Source organism: Sphingorhabdus sp. SMR4y (assembly GCF_002218195.1).
GTDB lineage: Bacteria > Pseudomonadota > Alphaproteobacteria > Sphingomonadales > Sphingomonadaceae > Parasphingorhabdus.
Genome location: NZ_CP022336.1, coordinates 892,368 through 916,135 on the forward strand (window position 1 = coordinate 892,368; position 23,768 = coordinate 916,135).

The 23,768-nt window shown below is 56.9% G+C and carries 26 protein-coding genes; 10 read left to right on the plus strand and 16 right to left on the minus strand.

The genetic code is table 11. The features are described from left to right. Positions 1-75: 75 nt before the first annotated feature. Entirely contained in the window at positions 76-1,476 is a 1,401-nt protein-coding gene (gene ahcY / locus SPHFLASMR4Y_RS04175; protein WP_236553829.1) for an adenosylhomocysteinase, read from the minus strand. A gap of 157 nt (positions 1,477-1,633) precedes the next feature. Continuing rightward, complete coding sequence (locus SPHFLASMR4Y_RS04180; protein WP_260807068.1) at positions 1,634-2,194, minus strand: YqgE/AlgH family protein; 561 nt, start codon at positions 2,192-2,194, stop codon at positions 1,634-1,636. A gap of 155 nt (positions 2,195-2,349) precedes the next feature. Between SPHFLASMR4Y_RS04180 and SPHFLASMR4Y_RS04185 the strand changes: the two genes are divergently transcribed. After that, positions 2,350-2,826, plus strand: a complete 477-nt coding sequence (locus tag SPHFLASMR4Y_RS04185) for a peroxiredoxin (RefSeq protein ID WP_089132440.1) — start codon at positions 2,350-2,352, stop codon at positions 2,824-2,826. On the opposite strand, the gene SPHFLASMR4Y_RS04190 is transcribed toward SPHFLASMR4Y_RS04185, so the two are convergent. From SPHFLASMR4Y_RS04190 to SPHFLASMR4Y_RS04210, 5 genes are all read right to left on the minus strand, one after another. After that, positions 2,817-3,347 (minus strand): YbjN domain-containing protein, encoded by a 531-nt coding sequence (locus SPHFLASMR4Y_RS04190; protein WP_089132441.1) that lies wholly within the window; start codon positions 3,345-3,347, stop codon positions 2,817-2,819. The genes SPHFLASMR4Y_RS04185 and SPHFLASMR4Y_RS04190 overlap by 10 nt on opposite strands. A gap of 11 nt (positions 3,348-3,358) precedes the next feature. Next, the gene (locus SPHFLASMR4Y_RS04195) at positions 3,359-5,161 is read right to left on the minus strand and encodes a M2 family metallopeptidase (protein ID WP_409928908.1); all 1,803 of its coding nucleotides are present in this window, start codon (positions 5,159-5,161) and stop codon (positions 3,359-3,361) included. Between the two features lie 92 nt (positions 5,162-5,253). Further along, positions 5,254-5,781, minus strand: a complete 528-nt coding sequence (locus SPHFLASMR4Y_RS04200; RefSeq protein WP_089132443.1) for a hypothetical protein — start codon at positions 5,779-5,781, stop codon at positions 5,254-5,256. A gap of 8 nt (positions 5,782-5,789) precedes the next feature. Then, a complete protein-coding gene (locus SPHFLASMR4Y_RS04205) occupies positions 5,790-6,542 on the minus strand; it encodes an alpha/beta fold hydrolase (RefSeq protein WP_089132444.1) in 753 nt (250 codons plus the stop codon). Positions 6,543-6,597: 55 nt separating this feature from the next. Continuing rightward, positions 6,598-7,245, minus strand: coding sequence for a 2-hydroxychromene-2-carboxylate isomerase (locus tag SPHFLASMR4Y_RS04210; protein ID WP_089134672.1), 648 nt, complete (start codon positions 7,243-7,245; stop codon positions 6,598-6,600). An 89-nt stretch (positions 7,246-7,334) separates the two neighbouring features. Between SPHFLASMR4Y_RS04210 and SPHFLASMR4Y_RS04215 the strand changes: the two genes are divergently transcribed. The 3 genes from SPHFLASMR4Y_RS04215 to SPHFLASMR4Y_RS04225 are packed head-to-tail and all read left to right on the plus strand — an operon-like array spanning position 7,335 to position 10,421. Then, positions 7,335-7,793 (plus strand): MarR family winged helix-turn-helix transcriptional regulator, encoded by a 459-nt coding sequence (locus SPHFLASMR4Y_RS04215; RefSeq protein ID WP_089134673.1) that lies wholly within the window; start codon positions 7,335-7,337, stop codon positions 7,791-7,793. Further along, positions 7,786-8,874, plus strand: a complete 1,089-nt coding sequence (locus SPHFLASMR4Y_RS04220; protein ID WP_260807069.1) for an HlyD family secretion protein — start codon at positions 7,786-7,788, stop codon at positions 8,872-8,874. Before SPHFLASMR4Y_RS04215 ends, SPHFLASMR4Y_RS04220 begins: the two co-directional genes overlap by 8 nt. Beyond that, a complete protein-coding gene (locus SPHFLASMR4Y_RS04225) occupies positions 8,871-10,421 on the plus strand; it encodes a DHA2 family efflux MFS transporter permease subunit (RefSeq protein ID WP_260807070.1) in 1,551 nt (516 codons plus the stop codon). Before SPHFLASMR4Y_RS04220 ends, SPHFLASMR4Y_RS04225 begins: the two co-directional genes overlap by 4 nt. Here the strand turns inward: SPHFLASMR4Y_RS04225 and SPHFLASMR4Y_RS04230 are convergent. The 7 genes from SPHFLASMR4Y_RS04230 to ffh form a co-directional block, all read right to left on the minus strand. Continuing rightward, complete coding sequence (locus SPHFLASMR4Y_RS04230) at positions 10,418-11,443, minus strand: aspartate-semialdehyde dehydrogenase (protein ID WP_089132445.1); 1,026 nt, start codon at positions 11,441-11,443, stop codon at positions 10,418-10,420. The genes SPHFLASMR4Y_RS04225 and SPHFLASMR4Y_RS04230 overlap by 4 nt on opposite strands. Positions 11,444-11,526: 83 nt before the next feature. Then, positions 11,527-11,916, minus strand: coding sequence for a 50S ribosomal protein L19 (gene rplS, locus SPHFLASMR4Y_RS04235; protein WP_089132446.1), 390 nt, complete (start codon positions 11,914-11,916; stop codon positions 11,527-11,529). A gap of 3 nt (positions 11,917-11,919) precedes the next feature. Then, positions 11,920-12,771, minus strand: a complete 852-nt coding sequence (trmD, locus tag SPHFLASMR4Y_RS04240) for a tRNA (guanosine(37)-N1)-methyltransferase TrmD (RefSeq protein ID WP_089132447.1) — start codon at positions 12,769-12,771, stop codon at positions 11,920-11,922. Next, on the minus strand, positions 12,768-13,082 hold the full coding sequence (locus SPHFLASMR4Y_RS04245; protein ID WP_089132448.1) for a hypothetical protein: 315 nt from the start codon (positions 13,080-13,082) through the stop codon (positions 12,768-12,770). The genes trmD and SPHFLASMR4Y_RS04245 overlap by 4 nt, the downstream gene beginning before the upstream one ends. Next, on the minus strand, positions 13,079-13,567 hold the full coding sequence (gene rimM / locus SPHFLASMR4Y_RS04250) for a ribosome maturation factor RimM (RefSeq protein ID WP_089132449.1): 489 nt from the start codon (positions 13,565-13,567) through the stop codon (positions 13,079-13,081). The genes SPHFLASMR4Y_RS04245 and rimM overlap by 4 nt, the downstream gene beginning before the upstream one ends. Positions 13,568-13,570: 3 nt before the next feature. After that, complete coding sequence (rpsP, locus tag SPHFLASMR4Y_RS04255) at positions 13,571-14,014, minus strand: 30S ribosomal protein S16 (RefSeq protein ID WP_089132450.1); 444 nt, start codon at positions 14,012-14,014, stop codon at positions 13,571-13,573. A gap of 44 nt (positions 14,015-14,058) precedes the next feature. Then, entirely contained in the window at positions 14,059-15,522 is a 1,464-nt protein-coding gene (gene ffh / locus SPHFLASMR4Y_RS04260; RefSeq protein ID WP_089132451.1) for a signal recognition particle protein, read from the minus strand. Between the two features lie 257 nt (positions 15,523-15,779). Here ffh and SPHFLASMR4Y_RS04265 point away from each other — a divergent pair, with 257 nt between their 5' ends. The 5 genes from SPHFLASMR4Y_RS04265 (at position 15,780) to ispZ (ending at position 21,154) form a co-directional block, all read left to right on the plus strand. After that, positions 15,780-17,453: a putative bifunctional diguanylate cyclase/phosphodiesterase gene (locus SPHFLASMR4Y_RS04265; protein ID WP_260807071.1), complete on the plus strand. Its 1,674-nt coding sequence runs from the start codon at positions 15,780-15,782 to the stop codon at positions 17,451-17,453. A 95-nt stretch (positions 17,454-17,548) separates the two neighbouring features. Next, positions 17,549-18,331, plus strand: coding sequence for a diaminopimelate epimerase (dapF, locus tag SPHFLASMR4Y_RS04270; protein ID WP_222102951.1), 783 nt, complete (start codon positions 17,549-17,551; stop codon positions 18,329-18,331). Next, positions 18,328-19,593 (plus strand): tRNA (N(6)-L-threonylcarbamoyladenosine(37)-C(2))-methylthiotransferase MtaB, encoded by a 1,266-nt coding sequence (mtaB, locus tag SPHFLASMR4Y_RS04275; protein ID WP_089132453.1) that lies wholly within the window; start codon positions 18,328-18,330, stop codon positions 19,591-19,593. The genes dapF and mtaB overlap by 4 nt, the downstream gene beginning before the upstream one ends. After that, a complete protein-coding gene (gene ftsY / locus SPHFLASMR4Y_RS04280) occupies positions 19,590-20,519 on the plus strand; it encodes a signal recognition particle-docking protein FtsY (protein ID WP_089132454.1) in 930 nt (309 codons plus the stop codon). The genes mtaB and ftsY overlap by 4 nt, the downstream gene beginning before the upstream one ends. Next, positions 20,516-21,154, plus strand: a complete 639-nt coding sequence (gene ispZ / locus SPHFLASMR4Y_RS04285) for a septation protein IspZ (RefSeq protein ID WP_089132455.1) — start codon at positions 20,516-20,518, stop codon at positions 21,152-21,154. Before ftsY ends, ispZ begins: the two co-directional genes overlap by 4 nt. Positions 21,155-21,177: 23 nt before the next feature. Here the strand turns inward: ispZ and SPHFLASMR4Y_RS04290 are convergent, their stop codons facing one another. Further along, entirely contained in the window at positions 21,178-21,783 is a 606-nt protein-coding gene (locus tag SPHFLASMR4Y_RS04290) for a superoxide dismutase (protein WP_089132456.1), read from the minus strand. A gap of 180 nt (positions 21,784-21,963) precedes the next feature. On the opposite strand from SPHFLASMR4Y_RS04290, the gene SPHFLASMR4Y_RS04295 reads away from it, so the two are divergent. Next, positions 21,964-22,527 carry a urate hydroxylase PuuD gene (locus tag SPHFLASMR4Y_RS04295; protein ID WP_089132457.1) on the plus strand — a complete coding sequence of 188 codons (564 nt, stop codon included), beginning with the start codon at positions 21,964-21,966 and terminating at the stop codon, positions 22,525-22,527. A 49-nt stretch (positions 22,528-22,576) separates the two neighbouring features. Here SPHFLASMR4Y_RS04295 and pspF read toward each other — a convergent pair whose 3' ends face one another. Beyond that, a complete protein-coding gene (gene pspF / locus SPHFLASMR4Y_RS04300) occupies positions 22,577-23,623 on the minus strand; it encodes a phage shock protein operon transcriptional activator (protein WP_089132458.1) in 1,047 nt (348 codons plus the stop codon). Positions 23,624-23,768: the final 145 nt, after the last annotated feature.

Genomic DNA, 23,768 nt, shown 5'->3' on the forward strand with positions numbered 1-23,768 from the left:
CACAGCAACAACCATCAAAAAAGCCGGGCCATGCTTTGTGCATGACCCGGCTTTTTATTGCGAATTGCTTTCCGCCTAGTAGCGATAATGGTCCGGCTTGAACGGGCCTTCGACCGGCACGCCAATATAATCGGCCTGTTCCTGGCTCAGCTTGTCCAGCTTCACACCAAGCTTCGCGAGATGCAGCTCGGCAACTTTCTCGTCGAGATGCTTCGGCAGGACATAAACATCATTTTCATATTGTTCCGGGCGCAGCCACAGTTCGATCTGGGCCAGCACCTGGTTGGTGAAGCTGGCCGACATGACAAAGCTGGGATGACCGGTTGCGCAACCCAGGTTGACCAGACGGCCCTGCGCCAGAACGATCAGCTTCTTGCCGTCGGCAAATTCAACTTCGTCAACCTGCGGCTTGATTTCAGTCCACTTCATGTTCTTCAGCGCACCAATCTGTATTTCGCTGTCAAAGTGACCGATGTTACAGACGATCGCACGATCTTTCATGGCGCGCATGTGATCAACGGTGATGACATCCTTGTTGCCGGTGGTGGTGACGAATATGTCGCCCCGTTTCGTGCCTTCTTCCATGGTGACGACTTCAAAGCCCTCCATGGCTGCCTGCAGCGCACAGATCGGATCAATTTCGGTGACCAGGACGCGGGCACCGCCGTTGCGGAGCGATTGTGCTGATCCCTTGCCGACATCACCGAAACCGGCGACGACGGCGACCTTGCCGGCCAGCATCACGTCGGTGGCACGGCGGATCGCGTCGACCAGCGACTCTTTGCAGCCGTAGAGATTGTCAAACTTGGATTTGGTGACACTGTCGTTGACGTTGATTGCCGGGAAAGGCAGCTTGCCGATCTTGGCGAGCTCATAGAGACGGTGAACACCGGTGGTGGTTTCTTCCGAAACGCCCTTGATGGCTTCTACCGTCCGGGTCAGATAGCCGGGACGCTCCGCGAGAAAGCGGGTCAGGGTCGCGACGAAGACTTCTTCTTCCTCATTTTCCGGCTTGAACAGTTCTTCGCCGGCTTCCACCCGCGCGCCCCAGAGCGCGAACATGGTGGCATCGCCGCCGTCGTCGAGAATCAGGTTGCAGGTCTGGTCGGTGCCCCAGTCGAAGATGCGCTCGACATAGGCCCAATATTCTTCCAGCGTTTCGCCCTTGATTGCGAAGACCGGGGTTCCGCCGGCTGCGATTGCGGCCGCCGCATGATCCTGGGTCGAGAAGATGTTGCAGGACGCCCAGCGCACTTCCGCGCCCAGCTCGAGCAAGGTTTCGATCAGCACTGCAGTCTGGATGGTCATGTGCAGCGAACCGGTAATGCGAGCGCCCTTCAGGGGCTTTTCTGCACCAAATTCTTCCCGCAATGCCATCAGACCCGGCATTTCGGTTTCGGCTATTTCAATTTCTTTCCGACCGAAATCGGCGAGGGAAATATCCTTGATGATATAATCCTGGGTTGCGGTGGCCACGTCATGTCTCCTTGAAAAACGAAATGCCGCACGGGCAATCCGATACGACAACATGGCTTTTCAATAGAGGTTCGCGGCTCCGGACGCAAATATAAAGATGTCTTTATATTTGATATATTGTGAGCCTGCCACGACCCAGACCGAAACAATCAATGGCTCAGGCGCTGCCAAATCCGCTCGACAGTTTTGTCGGATCGATGCCCAATGCATCCCAGGCCATCAGCCATTTGTCGCCGGACCGCTTCTCATAGAGCCAGTCGGGCGATCCCTCGGCGATTGTCCAGCCATTCTGGGTCAGTTCATTTTCCAGCTGCCCCTCGCCCCATCCCGAATAGCCGAGCGCGATGATCCACTGTTCAGGCCCTCGCCCCTGAGCGATGGCCTTCAGCATGTCGACCGAACTGCTGAGACCCCATCGATCCCCGACCTGGAGCGTATCCAGCATGTTGATATCCAGACTGTGCAGGATGAAGCCACGCTGCGTTTCCATCGGGCCGCCCAGATGGACATCACAATCGGGCGCTCCGGTTAGGTCGATGTCGAATTGCCGGAGAATATCGTGAAAACGGATCCCCTCCATGGTCTCGCCAATATTGATACCCAAGGCTCCATTTTCATCATGCGAGCAAATCGCCACCACCGAGCGTGAGAAGCGAGGATCGGCCATTCCGGGGGTTGCGAGGAGAAACTGGCCGGAGAAAAATAGAGGATCATTCATGAATGCCAGCATAGCGCTGCAAATATGAACTTCCCATGGCAAAAGTCACAGGTCCCGTTTCCGGTCGCTTTGCCGACTTGCATTTTCCTCCCTCTGTCACCACTATCAGCTGTAGAGACACGCGTTCTCGAGAATATCAAAACCAGGAGCAAGACATGATTAACAAAGGCGACAAGATTCCCGACGTAAAACTGGTCAAGGCAACCGCAGAAGGCCCGCAGCAGATCAGCTCCAGCGAATATTTCGCCGGCAAAAAAGTGGCGCTATTTTCCGTCCCCGGCGCGTTCACACCGACTTGCTCCGCCAAACATCTTCCCGGCTATGTCGAGAAAGCAGCAGACCTGAAAGCCAAGGGCGTCGACGAAATTGCCTGTACCGCCGTCAATGACGCTTTTGTCATGGGCGCATGGAATGATGCAGCCGGTTCAGAAGATGTCACCATGCTGGCAGACGGCAATGGCGATTTTGCCCAGGCGGTCGGCCTGACCATGGACGGTTCCGGCTTTGGCCTCGGCCAGCGCGGCCAGCGTTTCTCGATGATCGTCAACGACGGCGTGGTCGAGGAACTGAATGTCGAAGCACCGGGCGATTTCAAGGTCAGCGCCGCGGAATATATGCTCGATCAGCTTTGATCGCCAGCATCAGAGGTCTCTGTCTTGACCTTTGACTCACTGTTTTTTTCGGCCTGATCTTCAAATGCGATCAGGCCGAAATCCCCAACGGCCTCATCATAGGTTTCCAAAGCAGTAGCGAAAATCGACTGCGCGACAGGCTCGGTTAAAATCACGTCCCAAGTCAGGAAGGGATCGCCGTCCTCATCGAGCGAGACCGAACCAAATCTCCGATTGCTGTTCCAGTGATTGGCTTTCTTCCAGTCCATTGGAGATGTCCGGTCGAAACCGGTACTCAACTGTATCGACTGACAGTCTGCATTGTTCGTGCAGCCGTAAAAATTGATCGTCACATTCCAGCCGCTCATCTTGGTCGCAATCTGCGGATCTCCAAAGGAGTCGTTCTGCATCTTCGCGAGATACCCCGCTTTCCCTACCGCCATTGCCACGGATTCTGGATCACTGGCCACGACCTGGGCATTGATGGTCGCTAGGGGTAGTGCTGAAACCGCCAGCGCTGCTGATATTTTCAAGATGCGCATCAATTCTGGCCTCACCACCCGCAACTCTTGCCCTTATTCTCTTCCTTCAGCCAGTCCATTAGCGGGGCAAAATAGCTGATCATCGCCGATCCATCCATTTCCCGCGTCCCGGTAAAGGCTTCCAGCGCGTCGGGCCAAGGCTTGGAAGCGCCCATTTCGAGCATTGCGTTCAGCTTGGCGCCGACCTGCTCGTTACCATAGAAGGAACAGCGGTGCAGCGGTCCGGTCCATCCGGCTTCATCGCAGGCGGCCTTGTAGAACTGGAACTGCAGGATCCGGGCGAGGAAATAGCGCGAATAAGGCGTATTGCCGGGAATATGATATTTTGCGCCCGGATCGAAAGCATCGGCAGGCCGGTCAACCGGTGGCGTGATGCCCTGATATTCCAGCTTCAGATCATGCCAGGCCTGGGTGTAATTGTCCGGCTGGATATCGCCCGAGAACACCTGCCAGCGCCACTTGTCGACCAGCAGGCCAAACGGCAGGAACGCAACCTTGTCCATTGCCTGACGCAACAGCAGGCCGACATCCTTGTCCGCGCTGGGAACCTTTTCGGCGTCGAGCAAACCAACCTGGACCAGATATTCCGGTGTGATCGATAGTGCGACCATATCACCGATTGCCTCGTGGAAACCGTCATTGGCGCCGTCGAGGTGCAGGTAGCTCTGCTCGTTATAGGCACGCTGGTAATAATTGTGGCCCAGCTCGTGGTGGATGGTGATGAAATCGTCGCCATTCACCTTGATGCACATCTTGATCCGGATATCGTCCTTGTTGTCGATATCCCAGGCGCTGGCGTGACAGACGACTTCCCGGTCAGCCGGCTTGGTGAAGAGCGAGCGTTCGTAGAATGTTTCCGGCAGCGGCTCGAAACCTAAGGAGGAGAAGAAACCTTCGCCGGCCTTCACCATCTTCATCGCGTCATAATCATTGGCCGCCAGCAATTCGGTCGTATCATAACCGATGTCACCAGCCCCTTCGGGTGCCACGATATCATAGATATTGCCCCATTCCTGGGCCCACATATTGCCGAGCAGATCGGCGCGAATCGGTCCGGTTTCGGGCTGAACCGCATCACCATATTCTTCGTTGAGCTTGTCGCGCGTGTAGCAGTGCAGCTGGTCATATAACGGTTTGACCTGCGCCCAGAGCTTGTCGGTCAGCTTGGCGAAATCGTCGGCCGGCATGTCATAGCCGGACCGCCACATCGCACCGACGTCGGCAAAACCGAGTTCCTGGGCCCCTTGATTGGCGATTTCGACCATACGGGCATAATCATCCTTCATCGGCGCGCCGACATTTGTGTGCCAGCTTTCCCACATTTCAGCCAATTCTTCGGGGTTGCGGTTGGTGCCCATGGCGGCTTCGATGTCCGATCCGTTGATTTCCTCGTCGTTGAGCGTGCCCTTGCCCTTGCCATAGGCCGAGTTCAGCTTGGTCGCGATCTCGTTCAATTCGGTGGCGGCGCCATCCGTAGTCGGTGCAGGCAGCACAATCCCGCCGCGCAATTTGTCGAGCTTGCGACGCGTAACCGCATCCAGCCCTTTGACGTCGTTGAATTTTGCCGCTTCGATAGCTGCGTTCACCGACATCGTCGTTCCCTCTGCGCCGGCCTTGGCCGCCAGCGCGTCCGTGTCGTCGGTGATGAAATTCGCGTTGATCCAGTAAATCCGGGCGGCGTCGATCGAGAAATCAAACAGCTTCTGTTCGGTCTCGGCTACAAATTGCTCAGCATCGGCGGCTGTCGGTGCAGCCGTTTCCTCCATGGCATCTTTTTCATGATGCTTGGCCAGAGCAGGAGTAGACAGGGCCATGGTGGCAATTGCAACGATCGAAGCGGCGGTTTTCATAAATGGATCCTCAACAGTTTTGATTTGGTTGGAATTGAAACTTTAATCTCTGCCGGTCAAGTCCGTGTTTCACGCCATCGCCAGATTAGCGCTGCAATCATGGCAACTGTCCCGACAATCCAGCTGATGATCTTGACCGGTTTGGCCAGCGCCGCGGTTCCGGCGAGGATATCGCTGCCCTGTTCGTTGACCAGTTGCACCAGCTGGCTGATTGTTTCGATATAGTCGGTCAGGCCGAAGACGAAATAGGCAAGCACACACAGCAGACCCGTTTTCTTGAGCGCGGGTGATTTGGCCCGCTGCCAGATCAGCCGCCCGCCGATAATGCCACCCGACATATAAAGGGTAATGAAGACAAGGTCGGCAATCATAGCCCATCGGGCGAGGTCCAGTACGCCGGATTCCGCCCAGCTTTGCTGGATGGCGTTCACCCTATCTGCTGTCGCGGCACTCTGATGATCCAGTATCCCGTTGGGTGCCGCCAAAGTCTCAAGCGCGCCATTTGACGCTATCAGATAGATAAACAGCGCCAGCCCGCCACCCCAGAAAATCCAGAAATTACGCCAGCTATACAGTTTCGGCATCGTCCCTCCTAACCGACCAGAAAGCGCACCATCTCCTGGTTCATTTCCGCCTTGGTCACGCTGCTCATATGGGTACCGGGTATTTCGACATGGTGACCATTGAGCAAAATCGCCGCCAGTTCTTCCGGATCGCCGTTGTCGCGGTCCTCGCTGCCGCACAGCACCAATGTTTCGGTTTCTATGCTGGCTGCCTCGGCAGGATCCATATCGGAAAAAGTCGAGAGCAACAAACGTGCTGCCTCCGGATCGATTTTCTGGCTCTTCATAAACTGAATCGCCATCCAGTGCGGATCGCCGCGTTTGGCGCTGTCCTTGAGCCGGATCGCCTCCTGAAAAAATGCCTGACGCTTTTCCCATCCCGCAAGGCCCTGAAGCCCCATGCCGGCGAGTATCGCCCTGCCCGGCTTTGCCCCAGTCACCAGCAGCCGGGCCGTCGTGCGCGCGCCCAGCGAGAAGCCGCCGAGATCATAATCGGTCAATTGCAGATGCGTGATCAACGCCAGCACGTCCTGCACCAGCACATCATCGGGATAGGCCGCAGGATCATGCGGTGCTTCGCTCTCTCCATGCGCACGCAGATCGGGCATGATTACTCGGAATCCGGCATCGGCCAGCGCCCCGGCATGACCGAATTTGATCCAGTTGGTTTCGGCATTGGAAAACAGCCCGTGGAGCAGAAGGACCGGACGGCCCTCGCCCAATTCGTGAATCTTGAGCTTCACCCCGTCGAAAGACGTAAAGTCCCATTTTTTTGCTGTCATTTTTTACATTCCCAATTCTCGCGATGGTCGGCCCGGTCGCCGGACCGACGTGCACTCATCGCTTGGCAAGGCCCTTTTGTTTCATCCGCCAGACCGCGAGATCGATCCGGTCCTGGCCGAAAAAGGGCTCGTCTTCGAATACCAGCGTCGGCACACCCCAATGGCCTGCGGCTTCGAGCGCCTTCTGGTTTTCGGCGATTTCCGCGTCCAGCCCCTCTGCTTCGGTTGAGGCTTCGGCGCGCAATTCGGTCAGATCCAGTCCGGCGCGCTCGGCGGCTTTTTCCAGATGGTCGCCTTCGTTCCAGCCCGCAGTGCCGCCCCAGATCAGCTGAGAGACTTCATTGGCGAATTCCAGCCCCCTGCCGCGCCGCGACGCCGCCTGCCCCATCCGGGTCAATTCGAAAATATAAGGCTGTTCATCGGCAATCTTGCGCGTGGCGATATCCTGCACAATCGGATCGGGCTTCGGCGGTGCCATCGGGATGCCCATATGCTGCGCCACGCGGAAAATATCGCGAAACGTATAGCCCAGCCAGTTGGGATGGTTTTTCTCGAAAAAATCCGGTTCCCGGATCGCCAGCGGATAGACGAAACGCTGGTTGATCTGCAGATCATAGTCCTGAGTCAGGGCAACATAGCGCCTTGTAGCCAGATAGCTGTAGGGCGAACGGAAAGACCAATAAACGTCTGCTTGCAATGTCATGCCGGTCATATGGCACAATCATCGACCGCCTTCTATAAATTTCAAAACTAATCATTGCTTATTATAACATATGTTATAAAATGGTTGGCATGAGCGACAATATGGGATTTCTGGTCGGCGATATTTCCCGACTGATCCGACGGACCTTCGACGAAAGGGCCAAGGCGATCGGTATCACCCGTCCGCAATGGCGGGTGCTCACTTGGCTGCAGCGCCATGAAGGGATAAACCAGAGCGCCCTTGCAGATATGCTGGAACTCGATGCCATGGCCCTCTGCCGGATGGTCGACCGGCTGCAAGCAGCGGACATGGTCGAGCGCCGTGCCGATCCCGCCGACCGCCGCGCGTGGAAATTATATCTCACCAGCAAGGGCATTGCGCTGACCGAGCAGTTACAACCCATCGGTGAAGAATTGCTGCAGGAGGCGCTTGTCGACATATCGCCCGAGGATCAGGACAAAATGTATCATTTGCTCGAACGGTTCCGCACCAATCTGCAATCGATCGACGAAGATGATTCGCGCGCGAAGCGGACTGCCCGTGGCTGACAATCCCAATCCCGATATCGACATGGCGCCGTTGACGGAAAGCTCACCCGAAGCGCCCACTACGGAGCGGTCGACCGGACACAATGTCATCCGCTGGCTGCTGATGCTGTCGGTGCCGCTTTTACTGGCTAGTCTGGGTATCTATTACTGGATTGCCAGTGACCGCTATGCATCCACGGACAATGCCTATGTGCAGCAGCATATCGTCTCCATTTCCCCCGAGGTCGGAGGAAAAATCATGGCAGTGACGGTCGAGGAGAATCAGCAGGTGGCAGCCGGCGATTTGCTGTTTGCGATTGATCCCGCGCCCTTTGAGCTGGCCGTCGCGCAGAGCAATGCCCGCATTGCCGCCGCGCAAGTCGAAGTGCAGAATCTCCGCACCGACTATCAGGTGAGCGGCGTGGATATCGAAGTGGCGCGTCAGGACATTGCCTTTGCCCAGTCCAACTATCAGCGGCAGGCCGCGCTGATGGCCAAGGGTTTTACCACCCGGGCACGGCTCGACGCCGCCCAGCATGAAGTCGATCTCGCCCGGGCCAGGTTGAAATCCGCGCAGGCCGATGTTGTCGCAGCCCGGTCGCGCCTGTCGACCGGCTCTGCCGCTCCCGGCGAGAATCCGGATGTTGCAGAGGCCAGAGCCGCGCGGGACCAGGCTTTACTCGACCTCGACCGCACACGGGTGGTGGCACCGGTCTCCGGACGGATCGCCCAGTCCAACCGGTTGCAGATCGGCCAGATGATGGTGTCCGGACTGCCGGTGCTTTCCATCGTCGATGACAGGAACAGCTGGGTGGAAGCCAATTTCAAGGAAACCGATCTCGCCAGAATGAAGGTCGGGCAAAAGGCCAAAATCACCTTTGATGCTTATCCGGAACTGGAACTCAACGGCCGTGTCGACAGCATTGGCGCAGGCACGGGATCGGAATTCTCGGTGCTGCCGGCGCAAAATGCCAATGCCAACTGGGTCAAGGTCACGCAGCGGGTTCCGGTTCGGATCCGGATCCTGGACAAGTCGCCACGGCAACTGATCGCCGGCATTTCGGCGGAAGTGACCGTCGATCTGCGCAACGGCAACGAGTGAACGCGCACAATCCCGACGTGGCGGCGCTGCCGGTCGACAATCGGGTCCTGCTGACCATTGCCGTCATGCTCGGCAATATCATGCAAATTCTGGATTCGACGATCGCCAATGTTGCCTTGCCGCATATGCAATCGGGTCTGGGCGCTACGCTCGATACGGTAACCTGGGTTTTGACCAGCTATATACTGGCCTCGGCGGTTGCCATTCCGATTACCGGCTGGGTCGCGGACCGGATCGGGTCACGCAAGCTGTTTCTCTGGTCGATCGCCGGATTCACGCTGTCCTCCCTGCTCTGTGCAACCGCTACCAGCCTGGAAATGCTGGTGTTCTACAGGGTCATGCAGGGTCTCTCGGGGGCCTTTGTGATGCCGCTTTCGCAAACGGTGATGCTCGACATCAATCCGCCGACGAACCACCCCAGAGCAATGGCGATATGGGGTATGGGCGTGATGATCGCACCGATCACCGGGCCGGTCATCGGCGGCTATCTGACCGAAAACTACAGCTGGGAATGGATTTTCCTGATCAATGTCCCGCTCGGGATCATTACCTTCGTCATGCTCTGGACGCTATTACCGTCGCGACCGATTGCCCGGCGCAAGTTTGATCTGTTCGGCTTCACCCTGTTCGCAATATTCATTGCCTCGTTTCAACTGATGCTCGATCGCGGCAATGGCGAGGACTGGTTTGAGAGCTGGGAAATCATCATCGAATTCGGCATTGCCGCGGCGGCCTTGTGGATATTCGCCATCCATATGGCGACAGGCAAAAATCCGTTCCTGTCGCGTGATCTGTTCCGCGATCGCAATCTGGTCACCGCGATGCTGCTGATGATGGTCGCCGGCGTTGCGATGTTTTCGACCATGGCCCTGTTACCGCCGATGCTGCAGAATATCTATCATTATACGCCGATTGACGCCGGCCTGGTCCTGGCACCGCGCGGCATCGGTGTTTTCATGGGCATGGCAATCGGCAGTCGACTGGCAACCCATGTAGACGCCCGATATGTCGTTGCGGCGGGCATGGCGCTCGCCTCCTATTCAGCGTGGATGATGACGGGATGGAGCATGGAGATGGACCGCTGGCCGGTGATCACCAGCGGCTTGATTCAGGGGCTGGGCATGGGCACGCTGTTCGTGACCATGAATATATTGGGGTTTTCCACCCTTTCTCCGGCCCTGCGCACCGATGCAGCCAGCCTGCTCAATCTTTCGCGGACGATTGGCGCTTCGGTCGGCATCGCGGTCTTTGTCGGTTTGCTGGGCCGCAACTGGCAGACGAGTCACGCCGATCTGGCCGGCCATGTGACCGAAGCGCGGCTGTCTCCGATCAGCCCGACCAGCATCAGCCGGCTCGGCCAATATGGGGAACAGGCCATGATGATGATCGACGGAGAGGTCAATCGCCAGGCGCTGATGATCGCCTATATCGGTGATTTCTGGCTGATGGCGGTGGTCACTGCCCTATGTGTTCCGCTGGTGTTCCTGATGAAGAAACCCCAGCGGATGGCAGTCGATTCAGCCGAAGCGGCCAGTGCGGCGCACTAGCCCTTTTTCAGATGCTTGCGGCCAAGCAATTCCGCGATCTGCACCGCGTTGAGCGCTGCGCCTTTGCGCAGATTATCACTGACGCACCAGATGTTCAGGCCGTTTTCGACCGTCGGGTCTTCGCGCACGCGGCTGATGAAGGTGGCGCCGTCGCCGACACATTCGACCGGCGTGACATAGCCTTCGTCCTCGCGCTTATCGACCAGCATGATGCCGGGCGCGTCGCGCAGGATTTTCTGGGCGTCCTTGGCGGACAATTCGTTCTCGAATTCGATGTTGATCGATTCACTATGCCCGACAAAGACCGGCACGCGGACGCAGGTCGCGGTCAGCTTGATCCTGGAATCGAGGATCTTCTTGGTCTCGACGACCATTTTCCACTCTTCCTTGGTCGAGCCGTCATCAAGGAATACGTCGATATGCGGGATCACGTTGAACGCGATCTGCTTGGTGAAGACATTGTTTTCCTTGGGATCGCCGACGAAAATCGCGCGCGACTGTTCGAACAGCTCGTCCATGCCGCCCTTGCCGGCGCCGGAAACCGACTGATAGGTGGAAACCACCACGCGCTTGATCGTCGCGGCATCGTGCAACGGCTTGAGCGCAACGACCATCTGGGCGGTCGAACAATTGGGATTGGCGATGATATTGCGCTTGGTATAGCCGCTGATCGCTTCCGGGTTCACTTCCGGCACGATCAGGGGGATGTCCGGATCCATGCGATAGAGCGAACTGTTGTCGATCACCACGCAGCCGGCGGCGGCCGCCTTGGGCGCATATTCCCTAGTCGGGCCGGACCCTGCGGCAAACAGGGCGATATCCCAACCGGAAAAGTCGAAATGTTCAATATTCTGGACCTTGAGCATCTTGCCGGTATCACCGATTTCGATTTCGCTGCCCTGCGAACGCGACGAAGCGACGGCCGCGATCTCGTCATAGGGAAATTCACGCTCGACCAATACGTTGAGCATTTCGCGACCGACATTGCCGGTGGCGCCAACAACTGCGATTTTGTAACCCATGAAACTTTTCCTGTAGCTGATATTAAAACAGCCGGTTTTCCTGTGGGGAGAACCGGCTGTTTGAAACTGTTATGAAGCGTTGGTTATTTTGCTTCAGTGCCTTTCGAAGGCTGGTTCAAACGGCGCTCCGCAATACGGGCCCGTTTACCAGTCCGCCCGCGCAGATAGTAAAGTTTCGCACGACGCACGATACCGCGGCGAACCACGGTGATGCTTTCGATGTTCGGGGAATATAGCGGAAAAACACGCTCGACGCCTTCGCCGAACGACATCTTGCGTACGGTGAAGTTGGAGCCCATGCCGCGATTGGTCCGTGCAATGCACACACCTTCAAAATTCTGGGTACGAACGCGCTCGCCTTCGACGACGCGGACACCGATCCGCAGCGTATCGCCAGCGCGGAATTCGGGAACTTCTTTCGATGCTGCAAATGCTTCTACAGCTTCTTTTTCCAATGTCTGAATCAGGTTCATGACCTATTCCTTATCTTTATCTTTTTCCTGCGCACCAGAGGGCGACTGATCCGGAGCATCCCTGTGACGCTCCCATAAATCCGGCCGCCTTAGCCGTGTATCTTCCTCTGCCCTTTGTTTCCGCCAAGCAGCTATTTTCGCATGATCCCCCGATCGCAAGACTTCAGGGATAATGCGCCCTTCCCATATTTGAGGTCGGGTATATTGCGGATATTCGAGTATTCCGTGCTCGAAACTCTCGTCATCTCCGCTAGAAGACGCGCCCATTACCCCGGGAAGCAGCCGAATGCAAGCGTCTAAAAGCACCAGAGCGCCCATTTCTCCGCCGGACAGGACATAGTCGCCGATGGAGATCTCTTCGATCGGCCGCCCCTCGAGCAGGCGTTCGTCAAATCCCTCGAACCGGCCACAGATAATGGTGACACCGGGGCCGGACACGATTTCGCGGATACGGGCCTGGGTAAGCGGCTTTCCGCGCGGGGTCATGGCCAGGATGGGAACGGCGGGCGCTCTGCCAGCCGTTCCTGCTGAGTTTGTCGAAGTACGGGCGGCGCGAAAACCAGGTCCTTCGACAGGCTCAGGACGAACGGAGTTTTGTGCCGCCACCTTTTGTTTCATCCGTTCAACCGCATGGTCCACAGCAGCCGCCATGACGTCAACCCGCAGCACCATGCCGGCACCGCCGCCGGCTGGCGTATCATCGACGCTGCGATGCCTGTCGGTAGCGAAATCGCGGGGGTTGATCGTGTCGAGCGCCCACTTTCCTTCTGTCAGCGCCCTGCCCGCCAGCGATGTGCCTAGCGGACCGGGAAACATGTCCGGATAGAGAGTCAGGATTTGCGCGTTGAAGGTCACTTCTTCCTGCGCCAGTTGATCCACAGGATGGAGATTGTCATACCGACAAAGAAACTGCCGAAAAAGCCAACGGCGGCACCAACGGACATGCTCATTATCGCTTCGCGACCACAATCCTGAATATCCAGACAATTGTCCGTTTGCAGCCACCAGAAATTGAACAGCCAGTAGAGAACAAACAGGCCGGGAACGGGCAGACTAGCCAGAAAAGGCAACCAGGCCAGGTTAATATCCGGCTGCACCCGCTTCGCAATTTCGATAATCGCGATGGACAGACAGGCTATCATCAGAATGATCATGATAAGCATCATGGTTCGACGAAATCCGCCAGCACGATCGCCGGATCATGGCGCATATCGATGGCTTTCACGGGCACCATGAACTTTTTGCCACTGGCGCGTTCAATCTCGATTACATCGCCCGCGCCGAATTCATAAATGGCGAAGATTTTACCGAGTTCCTCGCCGGCGTCCGAAACGCAGCGCAGGCCAATAATGTCGATATGGTAGAATTCGTCTTCGTCCAGCGCCGGCAGAGCGGCGCGCGGGACGGTGAGTTCGGTGCCGCGCGCGGCCTCGGCACCGTTGCGGTCGGTAATTTCGGCGATCCGTGCAATCGCTCCCATCTTGTGGGGCTTGACGGATTTCAGCGTCAATGCGCCGCCGTTGAATATCTTGTGCGCCTTGAGACTGTCCAGGCTGTCACAGAAAAGCTTGAGCCGGACTTCCCCGGTCACCCCGTGCGCGCCAATGATGACGGCAAGGGGGACGGGTTTGTCCGGATCAACCGTGTCCAAGGATTAACCCTCGGACTTTTCTTCAGCTGCAGCTTCTTCAGCGGGAGCTTCTTCGGCTGGCGCTTCTTCAGCAGGAGCCGCAGCGGCTTCCTTGGCGGCTTCTTCAGCAGCAGCGGCTTTTTCCGCTTTCTCTTCAAGCCGCTCGGTGGCTTTCTCGCCTGGCTTGCCCTTGTTCGGGTTGTTGCGCGCTTCGCGCTTCATCAGACCGGCGGCGTCAAGGAAGCGGGCAACGCGATCGGAAGGCTGTGCGCCATTTTCGAGCCAGTGCTTTGCACGCTCCGTATCCAGAACCACACGCTTTTCGTCGTCTTTTGCGAGCAGTGGGTTGTAGCTGCCGATGCGTTCGATGAACTTGCCATCGCGTGGAGCGCGGGCATCGGCGATCACGATTTTATAATAAGGACGTTTCTTGGAACCGCCCCGGGACATTCTCATTGCTACTGCCATTGTAATAAACCTTTCTAAAAATACAAAAATTCAAATTGTTACGACTATTTCTTCTTGTTCAATAAATTTGCCAGATCAGGGGGGAGCCCGCCCGATTGCATGTCGGGCAACCCGGGCATACCGGCGAGGCCGCCATCCTGGCCGCCCATCCCGGCGCCAGCGGCTCCGCCACCGCCGCCAAACATCGACATCAGACCCTTGATTCCGCCCATCTTCTTGATGCGCTTCATCGCCTTGGCCATTTCCTGATGCATTTTGAGCAGCTTGTTGACGTCCTGCACCGTGGTACCGGAACCGATCGCGACCCGCCGCTTGCGCTTGGCGTTGAGCAGTCCTGGCCGGCTCCGCTCTTCTTTGGTCATCGACCCGATAATGGCATCCATGCGAACCAGAACCTTTTCGTCCATCGCGCCGCCGGCCATCGCCGCTTTCGCCTTTTTCATGCCCGGCATCATTGATGCCATGGCACCCAGGCCACCCATTTTTGTCATCTGGTTGAGCTGCGAGCGGAGATCGTTGAGGTCGAACTGACCCTTGAGCATTTTCTCGGCGAGCGCTTCGGACTCTTCCTTGTCGACGACCTGCGCCGCCTTTTCGACCAGGCTGACAACGTCGCCCATGCCCAAGATCCGGCCGGCGACCCGTTCCGGGTGGAATTCTTCCAGCGCATCGATTTTCTCGCCGACACCGACAAATTTGATCGGCTTGCCCGTGACGGCCCGCATCGATAGCGCCGCACCGCCGCGGGCATCGCCATCCATCCGGGTCAGAACAACACCGCTCAGATCGACCTGTTCGGAGAAATTCTGCGCCACATTGACGGCGTCCTGTCCAGTCAGTGCATCGACCACCAGCAGGGTTTCCTGCGGCTTGGCAATGTCGGAAACCGCCTTCATCTCGTCCATCAGCTGCTGATCGACATGCAGCCGTCCGGCGGTATCCAGAAGCAGAACATCGAAGCCCTGCAATTTGGCCGCCTGCAAAGCGCGCTTGGCAATCTCGACCGGCTGCTGACCAGCGACGATCGGCAGGGTGGCAGCATTGATCTGCTCGCCCAGTACCGCCAGTTGTTCCTGCGCCGCAGGACGATTGACATCGAGCGAGGCCATCATGACCTTCTTGTTCTCTTTGTCCTTCAGCCGTTTGGCGATCTTGGCCGTCGTGGTGGTTTTACCGGAACCCTGCAGGCCGACCATCATGATAATGGCGGGCGGCGCGACCGACAGTTCAAGGCCGCTGACCTCCGAACCCAGCATTTCGGCAATACCGTCATTGACGATCTTGACCACCTGCTGACCCGGCGTGACCGATTTGAGGACCGACTGGCCAACCGCCTGTTCGGTGACCTTTTCAACGAAATCCTTGACGACGGGAAGCGCGACGTCGGCTTCGAGCAATGCAATCCGCACTTCCCGCATGGCACCGCGAACATCTTCTTCCCGCAGGGCGCCGCGCCCGCGCAGCTTGTCGAAAACTCCACCAAGGCGGTCGCTCAACTTATCAAACATGTCTCCGCCTTTCTTCCTTCAAAAGACCGGTTTCCCAGCCAACGCAAAAAACGCCGATGGGCGAAACCTCGCTGATCGACGTGTGAGTTTTTCGAACTCTAAACTGGATTGGCGATACAAGCACCGCCCGATTTGGCAGCCTGTTACTGCAGTTCCCGCGATATCGCAAGTCCGGAATTACAAAGATATAAACAGCCGTTAACCAGAAATTGAGAACTGATTGGCAAAAGCCACCCAACAATAGCGGGAAAACAACTATGGCTCGACCAGCAGCCGACCAGAAGCTCAGGTTGATGAAAAACGGATATAAAGTCTCGATTGGGCGTGACGTTGTAACCGGTATCATCGTTATTCTGGCGATCCTCATGTTTGCCGGTACCGGCGGCACTGTCCTGTCCGATGCCATCGATTCGATGACAGGCCAGACCAGAGCCGGCGATAATGTGCTGGTTCCCGCTTTTCTGTTGAACATCGCCCTGATCCTGTTCGGCTGGCGCCGTTACAAGGACCTGACCAAAGAACTCGAAGAACGGGCCGCTGCCGAACAGCTGGCCCATTCGCTTGCCGTTACAGATCCGCTGACCGGGCTGCTCAATCGCCGCACGATCGGCGAAAGGACAGCGGAAATGATCAGCCTTGCACAGCGACAAAACAAAAGCATCACATTCATGATGCTCGATCTCGACAATTTCAAAACGATTAACGATGTGCACGGTCATAGCGCCGGCGACGCCGTACTGAAGCAGGTCGCCCATCGGATAAAGCAGGTCCTGCCGCCGCATAATCTGCTGGCCCGGCTCGGTGGCGACGAATTTGCCTGTGCATTTGTATTTGATCCCGAACAACCGAAAATGGTCGAACGGATCGCCGACGATCTGATCGAAGCTATCGCAACACCGATTATCGAAAATGGTATGCATCTGGAAGTAACCACTTCCATCGGCATGTCCCGCTACGATTCGGAATCGGAAGGTGTGGATATGCTGATGCGGCGGGCCGACATTGCGATGTACAGTTCGAAAAAGCAGGGCCGGAACCGCCATTGCTGGTTTGACGCGAATATGGAACAGGAACTGCAAACCCGAAGTTTGCTGGAAACCGGCATGCGAATGGGTATACCGAAAGGGGAATTTGTTCCCTATTTCGAGCAGCAGATAGATCTCGCAACCGGCAAATTGACCGGTTTCGAAGTTCTGGCCCGTTGGGAATCTCCGACGCAGGGGCTGATTTCACCGGAAATATTCATTCCGATTGCAGAAGAAACCGGAATGATTGGCGACCTCTCGCTCAGCATCATGCGCCAGGCGCTGGAATATGCCAGAAATTGGGACGCCTCGTTGAAACTTTCGGTCAATATTGCACCGGTCCAGTTGCTCGATCCATGGCTGGCACAGAAAATCGTCAAGTTGCTCGTCGAAACCGGTTATCCGTCAAGCCGTCTGGAAATTGAAATCACCGAAAGCGCGCTGTTTGAAAACCTCAGCCTCGCCCAGTCCATCGTCGGCAGCCTGAAGAATCAGGACATCAAGATTGCCCTCGACGATTTCGGGACCGGCTACAGCTCCCTCGCTCACCTGCGCGCCTTGCCGTTCGACCGGATCAAAATTGACCGCAGCTTTGTATCGTCCCTTCTCCACAATCCGGAAAGCAAGGCTATCGTAAAAGCGATCAACGGCCTCGGAGAGAGCCTTGGCTTGCCAATCACGGCGGAAGGGATTGAGGACAAGGATACGGAAAACGAGCTCCGCAGCATCGGCTGTGCGCAAGGTCAGGGCTGGTATTACGGACGCCCGCATACCGTTGCGGAAGCGCGGAAGATTCTGGCCGAGCGCAATCTGTTGCCGGCCGGAGACATTGATGAGACCGAAGTGCAGGAAAGCGCTCCGTCCTCCTCGCCCATACAAAAAGAATCGATCCAAAAAACGGGCTAGAGTCGGCTACTGCCGGCATTGGCTAGCCGAATTGCTGGACTCCCGGGAACGGCATCCCTAAATCGCCAGTCATGACGACAGGACGCTTCCATAAAATGCACGGATTGGGCAATGATTTTGTCATTATCGATGCGCGCGAGAAAGAAGTGGACCTGTCCCCGGCAAAAGCGGCCGCAATTGCCAATCGTCACAACGGGATCGGCTGTGATCAACTGATCGTCCTGCGCGCTTCCGATCAAGCCGACCTAAAAATGCAGATTTACAATGCTGACGGCAGCGAAGTCGAGGCCTGTGGCAATGCCAGCCGATGCGTGGCGAAGTTGATCGGTGATGAAACCCGGATCGAGACCGCAGGCGGCATCATTGTCGGCAGCGCGACAGAAGATGGCGCTATTGTCGACATGGGTGCCCCCCGTTTCGAGTGGCAGTCCGTCCCCCTCGCCTATGCCATGGATACCCTGTCCATGCCGGTCGGCTGGGAGTATCTGCAAAACCCTGCGTGCGTCAATGTCGGCAATCCGCACGTCATCTTCTTTGTCGATGACAGCGATAGTGTCGAACTGGAACGTCTGGGCCCGATGATTGAAGTGGATCCGCTGTTTCCGGACAAGGCGAACGTCAATATCGCGCATATCACCGACGGGAGTCTTCATTTGCGGGTCTGGGAGCGCGGTGTGGGTCTGACGCAGGCCTGTGGCACGGGAGCTTGCGCCACCGCTGTTGCCGCTATCAGGCGCGGCCTGGTTAGCAGCCCGGTGCGGGTGGAACTGCCGGGCGGGTCTCTGGTGATCAACTGGAAAGAAGGCGAGCATATCCAGATGCAGGGACCGACAACCTATGTCTTTTCCGGTGAAGCAGACTGGGACCGGTTCGCATGAACGCACCCGAAATGATCAGCATGGGCTGCCGGCTAAATATCGCCGAGAGCGAAACATTGCGACAGAATCTAGCGGCCAGCAATATCGATGGCGGCAATCTGGTCATCGTCAACAGCTGTGCGGTTACCAACGAGGCGGTCCGGCAAACCCGGCAAGCTATCAGACGGGCCAAGAAGCAAAACCCGGAAAAGGATATCATAGTCACCGGATGTGCCGCGCAGATTGACCCTGGCATGTTTGCCGACATGCCCGAAACCAGTGCGGTGGTCGGCAATTCCGACAAATATGATGCGGCCAATTTCAAGCTGGGACTGCAAAGCAACCGCCCGGATATCCGGGTCTCCGACATCATGCAGATCCGGGAAACCGCGCCACATATGGTCAGCGCCTTTGCCGACCGGTCGCGGGCCTTCGTGGAAATCCAGAACGGCTGCGATCATCGCTGCACCTTCTGCATCATTCCTTATGGCCGCGGAAACAGCCGGTCTGTACCCGCCGGTGAAGTTGTCAATCAGGTTCGGGCCCTGGTTGACCAGGGCTTTCAGGAAGTCGTCCTGACCGGCGTGGACGTTACCAGCTACGGCCCGGATCTTCCTGGAGAGCCGACATTGGGGATGCTCATCGAGCGCGTCCTGAAACTAGTACCGGAATTGCCGAGACTTCGGCTTTCCTCGCTCGACGGGATCGAGATTGATGACCGGCTGTTCGACCTGATCACCGGTGAGCCGCGGCTCATGCCTCATGTGCATCTTTCGCTGCAATCGGGCGACAATATGATCCTCAAGCGGATGAAGCGGCGGCACAGCCGGGAACAGGCGATTGCATTGGTCGAACGGCTGAAAGCCAAACGGCCGGAGATTGCGATAGGCGCAGATATCATCGCCGGCTTCCCCACCGAAGAGGAAAGCATGTTCGCCAACAGCCTGGCCATCATCGATGAATGCGACATTGTTCATGGCCATATTTTTCCCTATTCGCCAAAACTGGGCACGCCGGCAGCCAAGATGCCGCAGGTCGATGGACAGTTTATTCGGAAAAGAGCGAAAATATTGCGCGACAGAGTAGAGAGGCGCGCCGCCGATTGGCGCCGGTCGCTGGTCGGGACACGGCAGAATCTGCTGATCGAAATGTCGGGCGATGCCGGATATGCGGAAAATTTTGCACGGGTGCAGATCGACCAGCCGATCGGCAAGGGACGGATCGTGCCGGTGGATATCGTCGGCCTTCAACAGAAACAATTGATTGGTAGAGTGACAGCGTGAGCGAGAATAGCAGTTGGAAAGACCGCCTGTTCGGCGGATTTAGCAAGACATCCTCCCGGCTGACCGAGAATCTGGCCGGGCTGGTGACCAAGGCCAAGCTTGACGAGTCCACGCTCGACGATATCGAGGACGCGCTGATCATGTCGGATCTGGGCCCGGCTACGGCCGCCTCTATCCGCGAAAAGCTGGCGACGGAGCGCTTTGAAAAAGGCCTAAGCGAACATGCGGTGAAGGAAATCATCCAGCGCGAAATCACCGCGATACTGGAACCGGTGGCCATCCCGCTGGAAATCGATGCCTTTCCCCGCCCCCAGGTCATATTGGTAATCGGTGTCAACGGTTCGGGCAAAACCACAACCATCGCCAAGCTGGCCCATCTGTTTCTCGAGCAGGATTATGGCGTCATGCTGGCGGCGGGCGATACATTCCGGGCGGCCGCGATCGGGCAACTCAAGGTCTGGGCTGAACGGCTGGGCGTGCCGATTATCAGCGGACCGCAGGGCGGCGACAGCGCCAGCATAGTCTATGAAGGCGTGAAGCAGGCGACAGCCACCGGGATCGACGTGTTAATCGTCGATACAGCCGGGCGGCTGCAGAACCGCAGCGAGCTGATGGACGAACTGGACAAGATCCGGCGCGTGCTGGGCCGGCTCAATCCCGAAGCACCGCATAATGTCGTGTTGGTACTGGATGCCACGACCGGACAGAATGCGCTGTCCCAGATCGAAGTCTTTCAGGACGTGGCCAAGGTCACCGGTCTTATCATGACCAAGCTCGACGGCACGGCCCGCGGGGGGGTGCTGGTGGCGGCGGCGAAACAATTCGGAATGCCGATCCATGCCATCGGGGTCGGTGAAACAATAGAGGACCTGCGTCCCTTTCAAGCCGAAGATCTGGCCGCAGCCATAGCCGGGATAGAATCATGACCGAAGCCACAGCAATTGAAGAAATTCCAAAAGAACATAGAGGGCTGAGCTTTGCGCTCGATTTCGGCCCGCTGCTGGTGTTCTTTCTGGTTTATAAATTCGGCGCCCCGGTGGGCAACCCGATCACTTCGGCAATATATGGCACGATCGCCTTCATGATTGCCATCGTCATCGCGATGATCGTCTCGAAATGGAAACTGGGCAAGATTTCACCGATGATGTGGATGTCGGCGATCCTGATCCTCGGCTTTGGTGCCCTCACCATCTATTTCAATGATCCGCGCTTCATCCAGCACAAGCCGACGATCATCTATGCCGGATTTGCGATCATCTTATTCGGCGGATTGCTGCGCGGCAAGGCGATGCTGAAAAGCCTGCTGCAGGCGGCCTTTGAAGGCCTGACCGACGAAGGCTGGCTGAAACTGTCGCGCAACTGGGCGCTGTTTTTTACCGGCATGGCAATTGTCAACGAACTGATGGTGGCGACACTGAGCTTTGACTGGTGGCTGACGATCAAGGTCTGGGGCGTGACCGCCGCATCCTTCATTTTCGCGATGGCCAATATTCCGATGCTGATGAAGCACGGTTTTTCGGTTGAAGAAAAGCCGCGCCCTGACGGTCAGGACGCGGCTTAAATTTTTACGGCTGCTATCGGCTATCAGCCCTGGTCGGCGCGGCTAACGCCGTCGCCGTCAAGGTTCAGCGCAACAAAGTCCCAGTCAATCGCATTGTCGAGCAGCGCCGAGACATAATCCGGGCGCGCATTCTGGTAGTCCAGATAATAGGCATGTTCCCAGACATCGAGCGTCAATACCGGTTTGACACCATGTGCAACAGGCGTGTCAGCATCATGATAGGAAGTGATTTTCAGCTCGTCACCGTCGAGCACCAGCCAGGCCCAGCCGCTGGCAAAATGACCAACAGCCTCGTCCTTGAATTTGCTCTTGAATTCGTCAATCGAACCGAAGCTGCTTTCAAGCCGGTCTTTCAGCTCGCCGGTGATTTCCTTTTTCTCGGGCGAGAGGCACAGCCAGTAGAAACTGTGGTTCCAGACCTGAGCGGCGTTGTTGAACAGGCCGCCATCAGCGGCGTCGATGACTTCCGAAAGCTTTTTGCCTTCGAGATCGGTGCCCTTGATCGCGTCATTGGCCTTGCTGACATAGGCGTTGTGATGCTTGCCATGGTGATAGTTGAACGTGTCCTCGGAGATCAGGTCGCCGAAGGCGGTTTTTTCATAAGGGAGCGGGGGAAGTTCGAAAGCCATATTGTCGTTTCTCCATTTTTTTTGAGATGTGGTGCCTCAACGCATGAATCGCGGAAAAGATGCAAGAGTAAATATCATTCTGATCGCCTGACGCGCCCAAAAATCCATTTTTTCGTGACATCGGCGAGGCGCTTGCATAAAGTTCAAGTCTAATTGTAAAAAGCTCATTGGGGGGAAATAATGGCGAAATTTTTTGGAAATCTAAATGCAGTGATGATTGTCGGTCTGATTGCGGCAATCGCGCTGATGTTCGGCCTGCACGGTGATATGGTCACCGGCAATGCGATCGGCCGCTGGTTACACCTGTTCTTCGGTGTGCTGTGGATCGGCCTGCTTTACTATCTGAACTTTGTTCAGGTGCCGCTGATGCCGACCATTCCGGATGAACTGAAGCCTGCTGTCGGCAAGCATATCGCGCCGAAAGTCTTGTTTTATTTCCGCTGGGCTGCCCTGCTTACCGTGGTCACCGGTCTCTATGTCGCATGGGCCAGCGGCTGGGTCCATCAGGCAATGACGCTGCAGCAGCCTTTCACGCTGATCGGTGTGGGCATGTGGATCGCCATCGTGATGGCGGCCAATGTCTGGTTCATCATCTGGCCGAAGCAGAAAAAAGTTCTCGGCATTGTCGAAGCGACGGCAGACGAGAAAGCCGCAGCGGGCAAGGTTGCACTGATGGCATCGCGCACCAACGTGCTGCTGTCGCTGCCCATGTTCTACACGATGGTAAACGCCAACGCCGGATGAAATTGGAAGATTTGGAAGCATGAAAAAGGGGGCCCGAGAGCCCCCTTTTTTATGTCCCCAGAAGGTCGTGGCGCTTCAACGAATGGCGCAACTGGTCATAGGTCAGATTGAGCGCCTTGGCGGTCTGCCGCTGGTTATAGCGAGATCTGGCGAGCGCGGCCTCCAATATCCGTTTCTCGAAAGCCTCGACCGCCGCCTTCATGTCGTCGACCCCGTCGAAGGCCAGATCTGTGGCAGCGGTTTCGGCCTGCGCCGGCACTGCTTCCGTCATTGGCTCCGCGGCCGGTTCGCTTTTTGGCGCGGTTTGCATTTCCCGGGGCTTCCATGGCGATTCAAACGGATCGAACACGACATGGTCAACCGGACTGCAGTGGTCATTCCACTGGTAGACGGCGCGTTCGATCACATTGCGCAATTCGCGGACATTCCCGGGCCATTCGTGCCGGTTTAGCGCCTCCAACGCGAGACGCCCGAAGCCCGGCCAGGACGGCCATTCCAGTTCGGCGGCCATCCGGCGGCCGAAATAGTCGGCCAGCACTGGAATATCGCCCTCCCGAACGCGGAGCGGTGGCAAGGTGACGACCTCGAACGACAAACGGTCGAGAAGATCGGCCCTGAATGTGTTTTCCTCCGCCATTTTTGGCAGATTGGCATTGGTCGCGGCGACGATGCGGACATCGACCCGCTGCGGCCGTGACGATCCGATCCGCGTGATTTCGCCATATTCCACCGCGCGCAACAACCGTTCCTGCGCGCCGGTGGACAGGGTCCCCAGTTCATCGAGAAAAAGGGTACCGCCGTCGGCCTCTTCAAATCGCCCGACCCGCGCCTTGGTCGCGCCGGTGAAGGCACCCGCTTCATGGCCGAACAGCTCCGCTTCAATCAGCGTTTCCGGCATCGCGGCGCAATTGAGCGTTACAAACGGCCCGTCCCATCGCATGCTGAGCCGGTGCAGACGCTCTGCAATCAGTTCCTTGCCGGTCCCGCGCTCACCGACCACCAGCACCGGCCGGTCGAGCGGCGCCGCCCGGCTGGCTTTTTCCACGGCGTCGAGAAAAGCACCCGATTCGCCGACAAATTGACCTTCTCTTTCCATGGCCAAGATATAGTGGAAAATCCCACTAAATAGCAATTAATACTATGCACGCAGCCTGGAGAAAATAATTTTATCCTTTTATATCAGAGCTTTATGTAAGTTGGCACGGCTTCTGCAATGCTGGTTTCATATACGCAACACATCT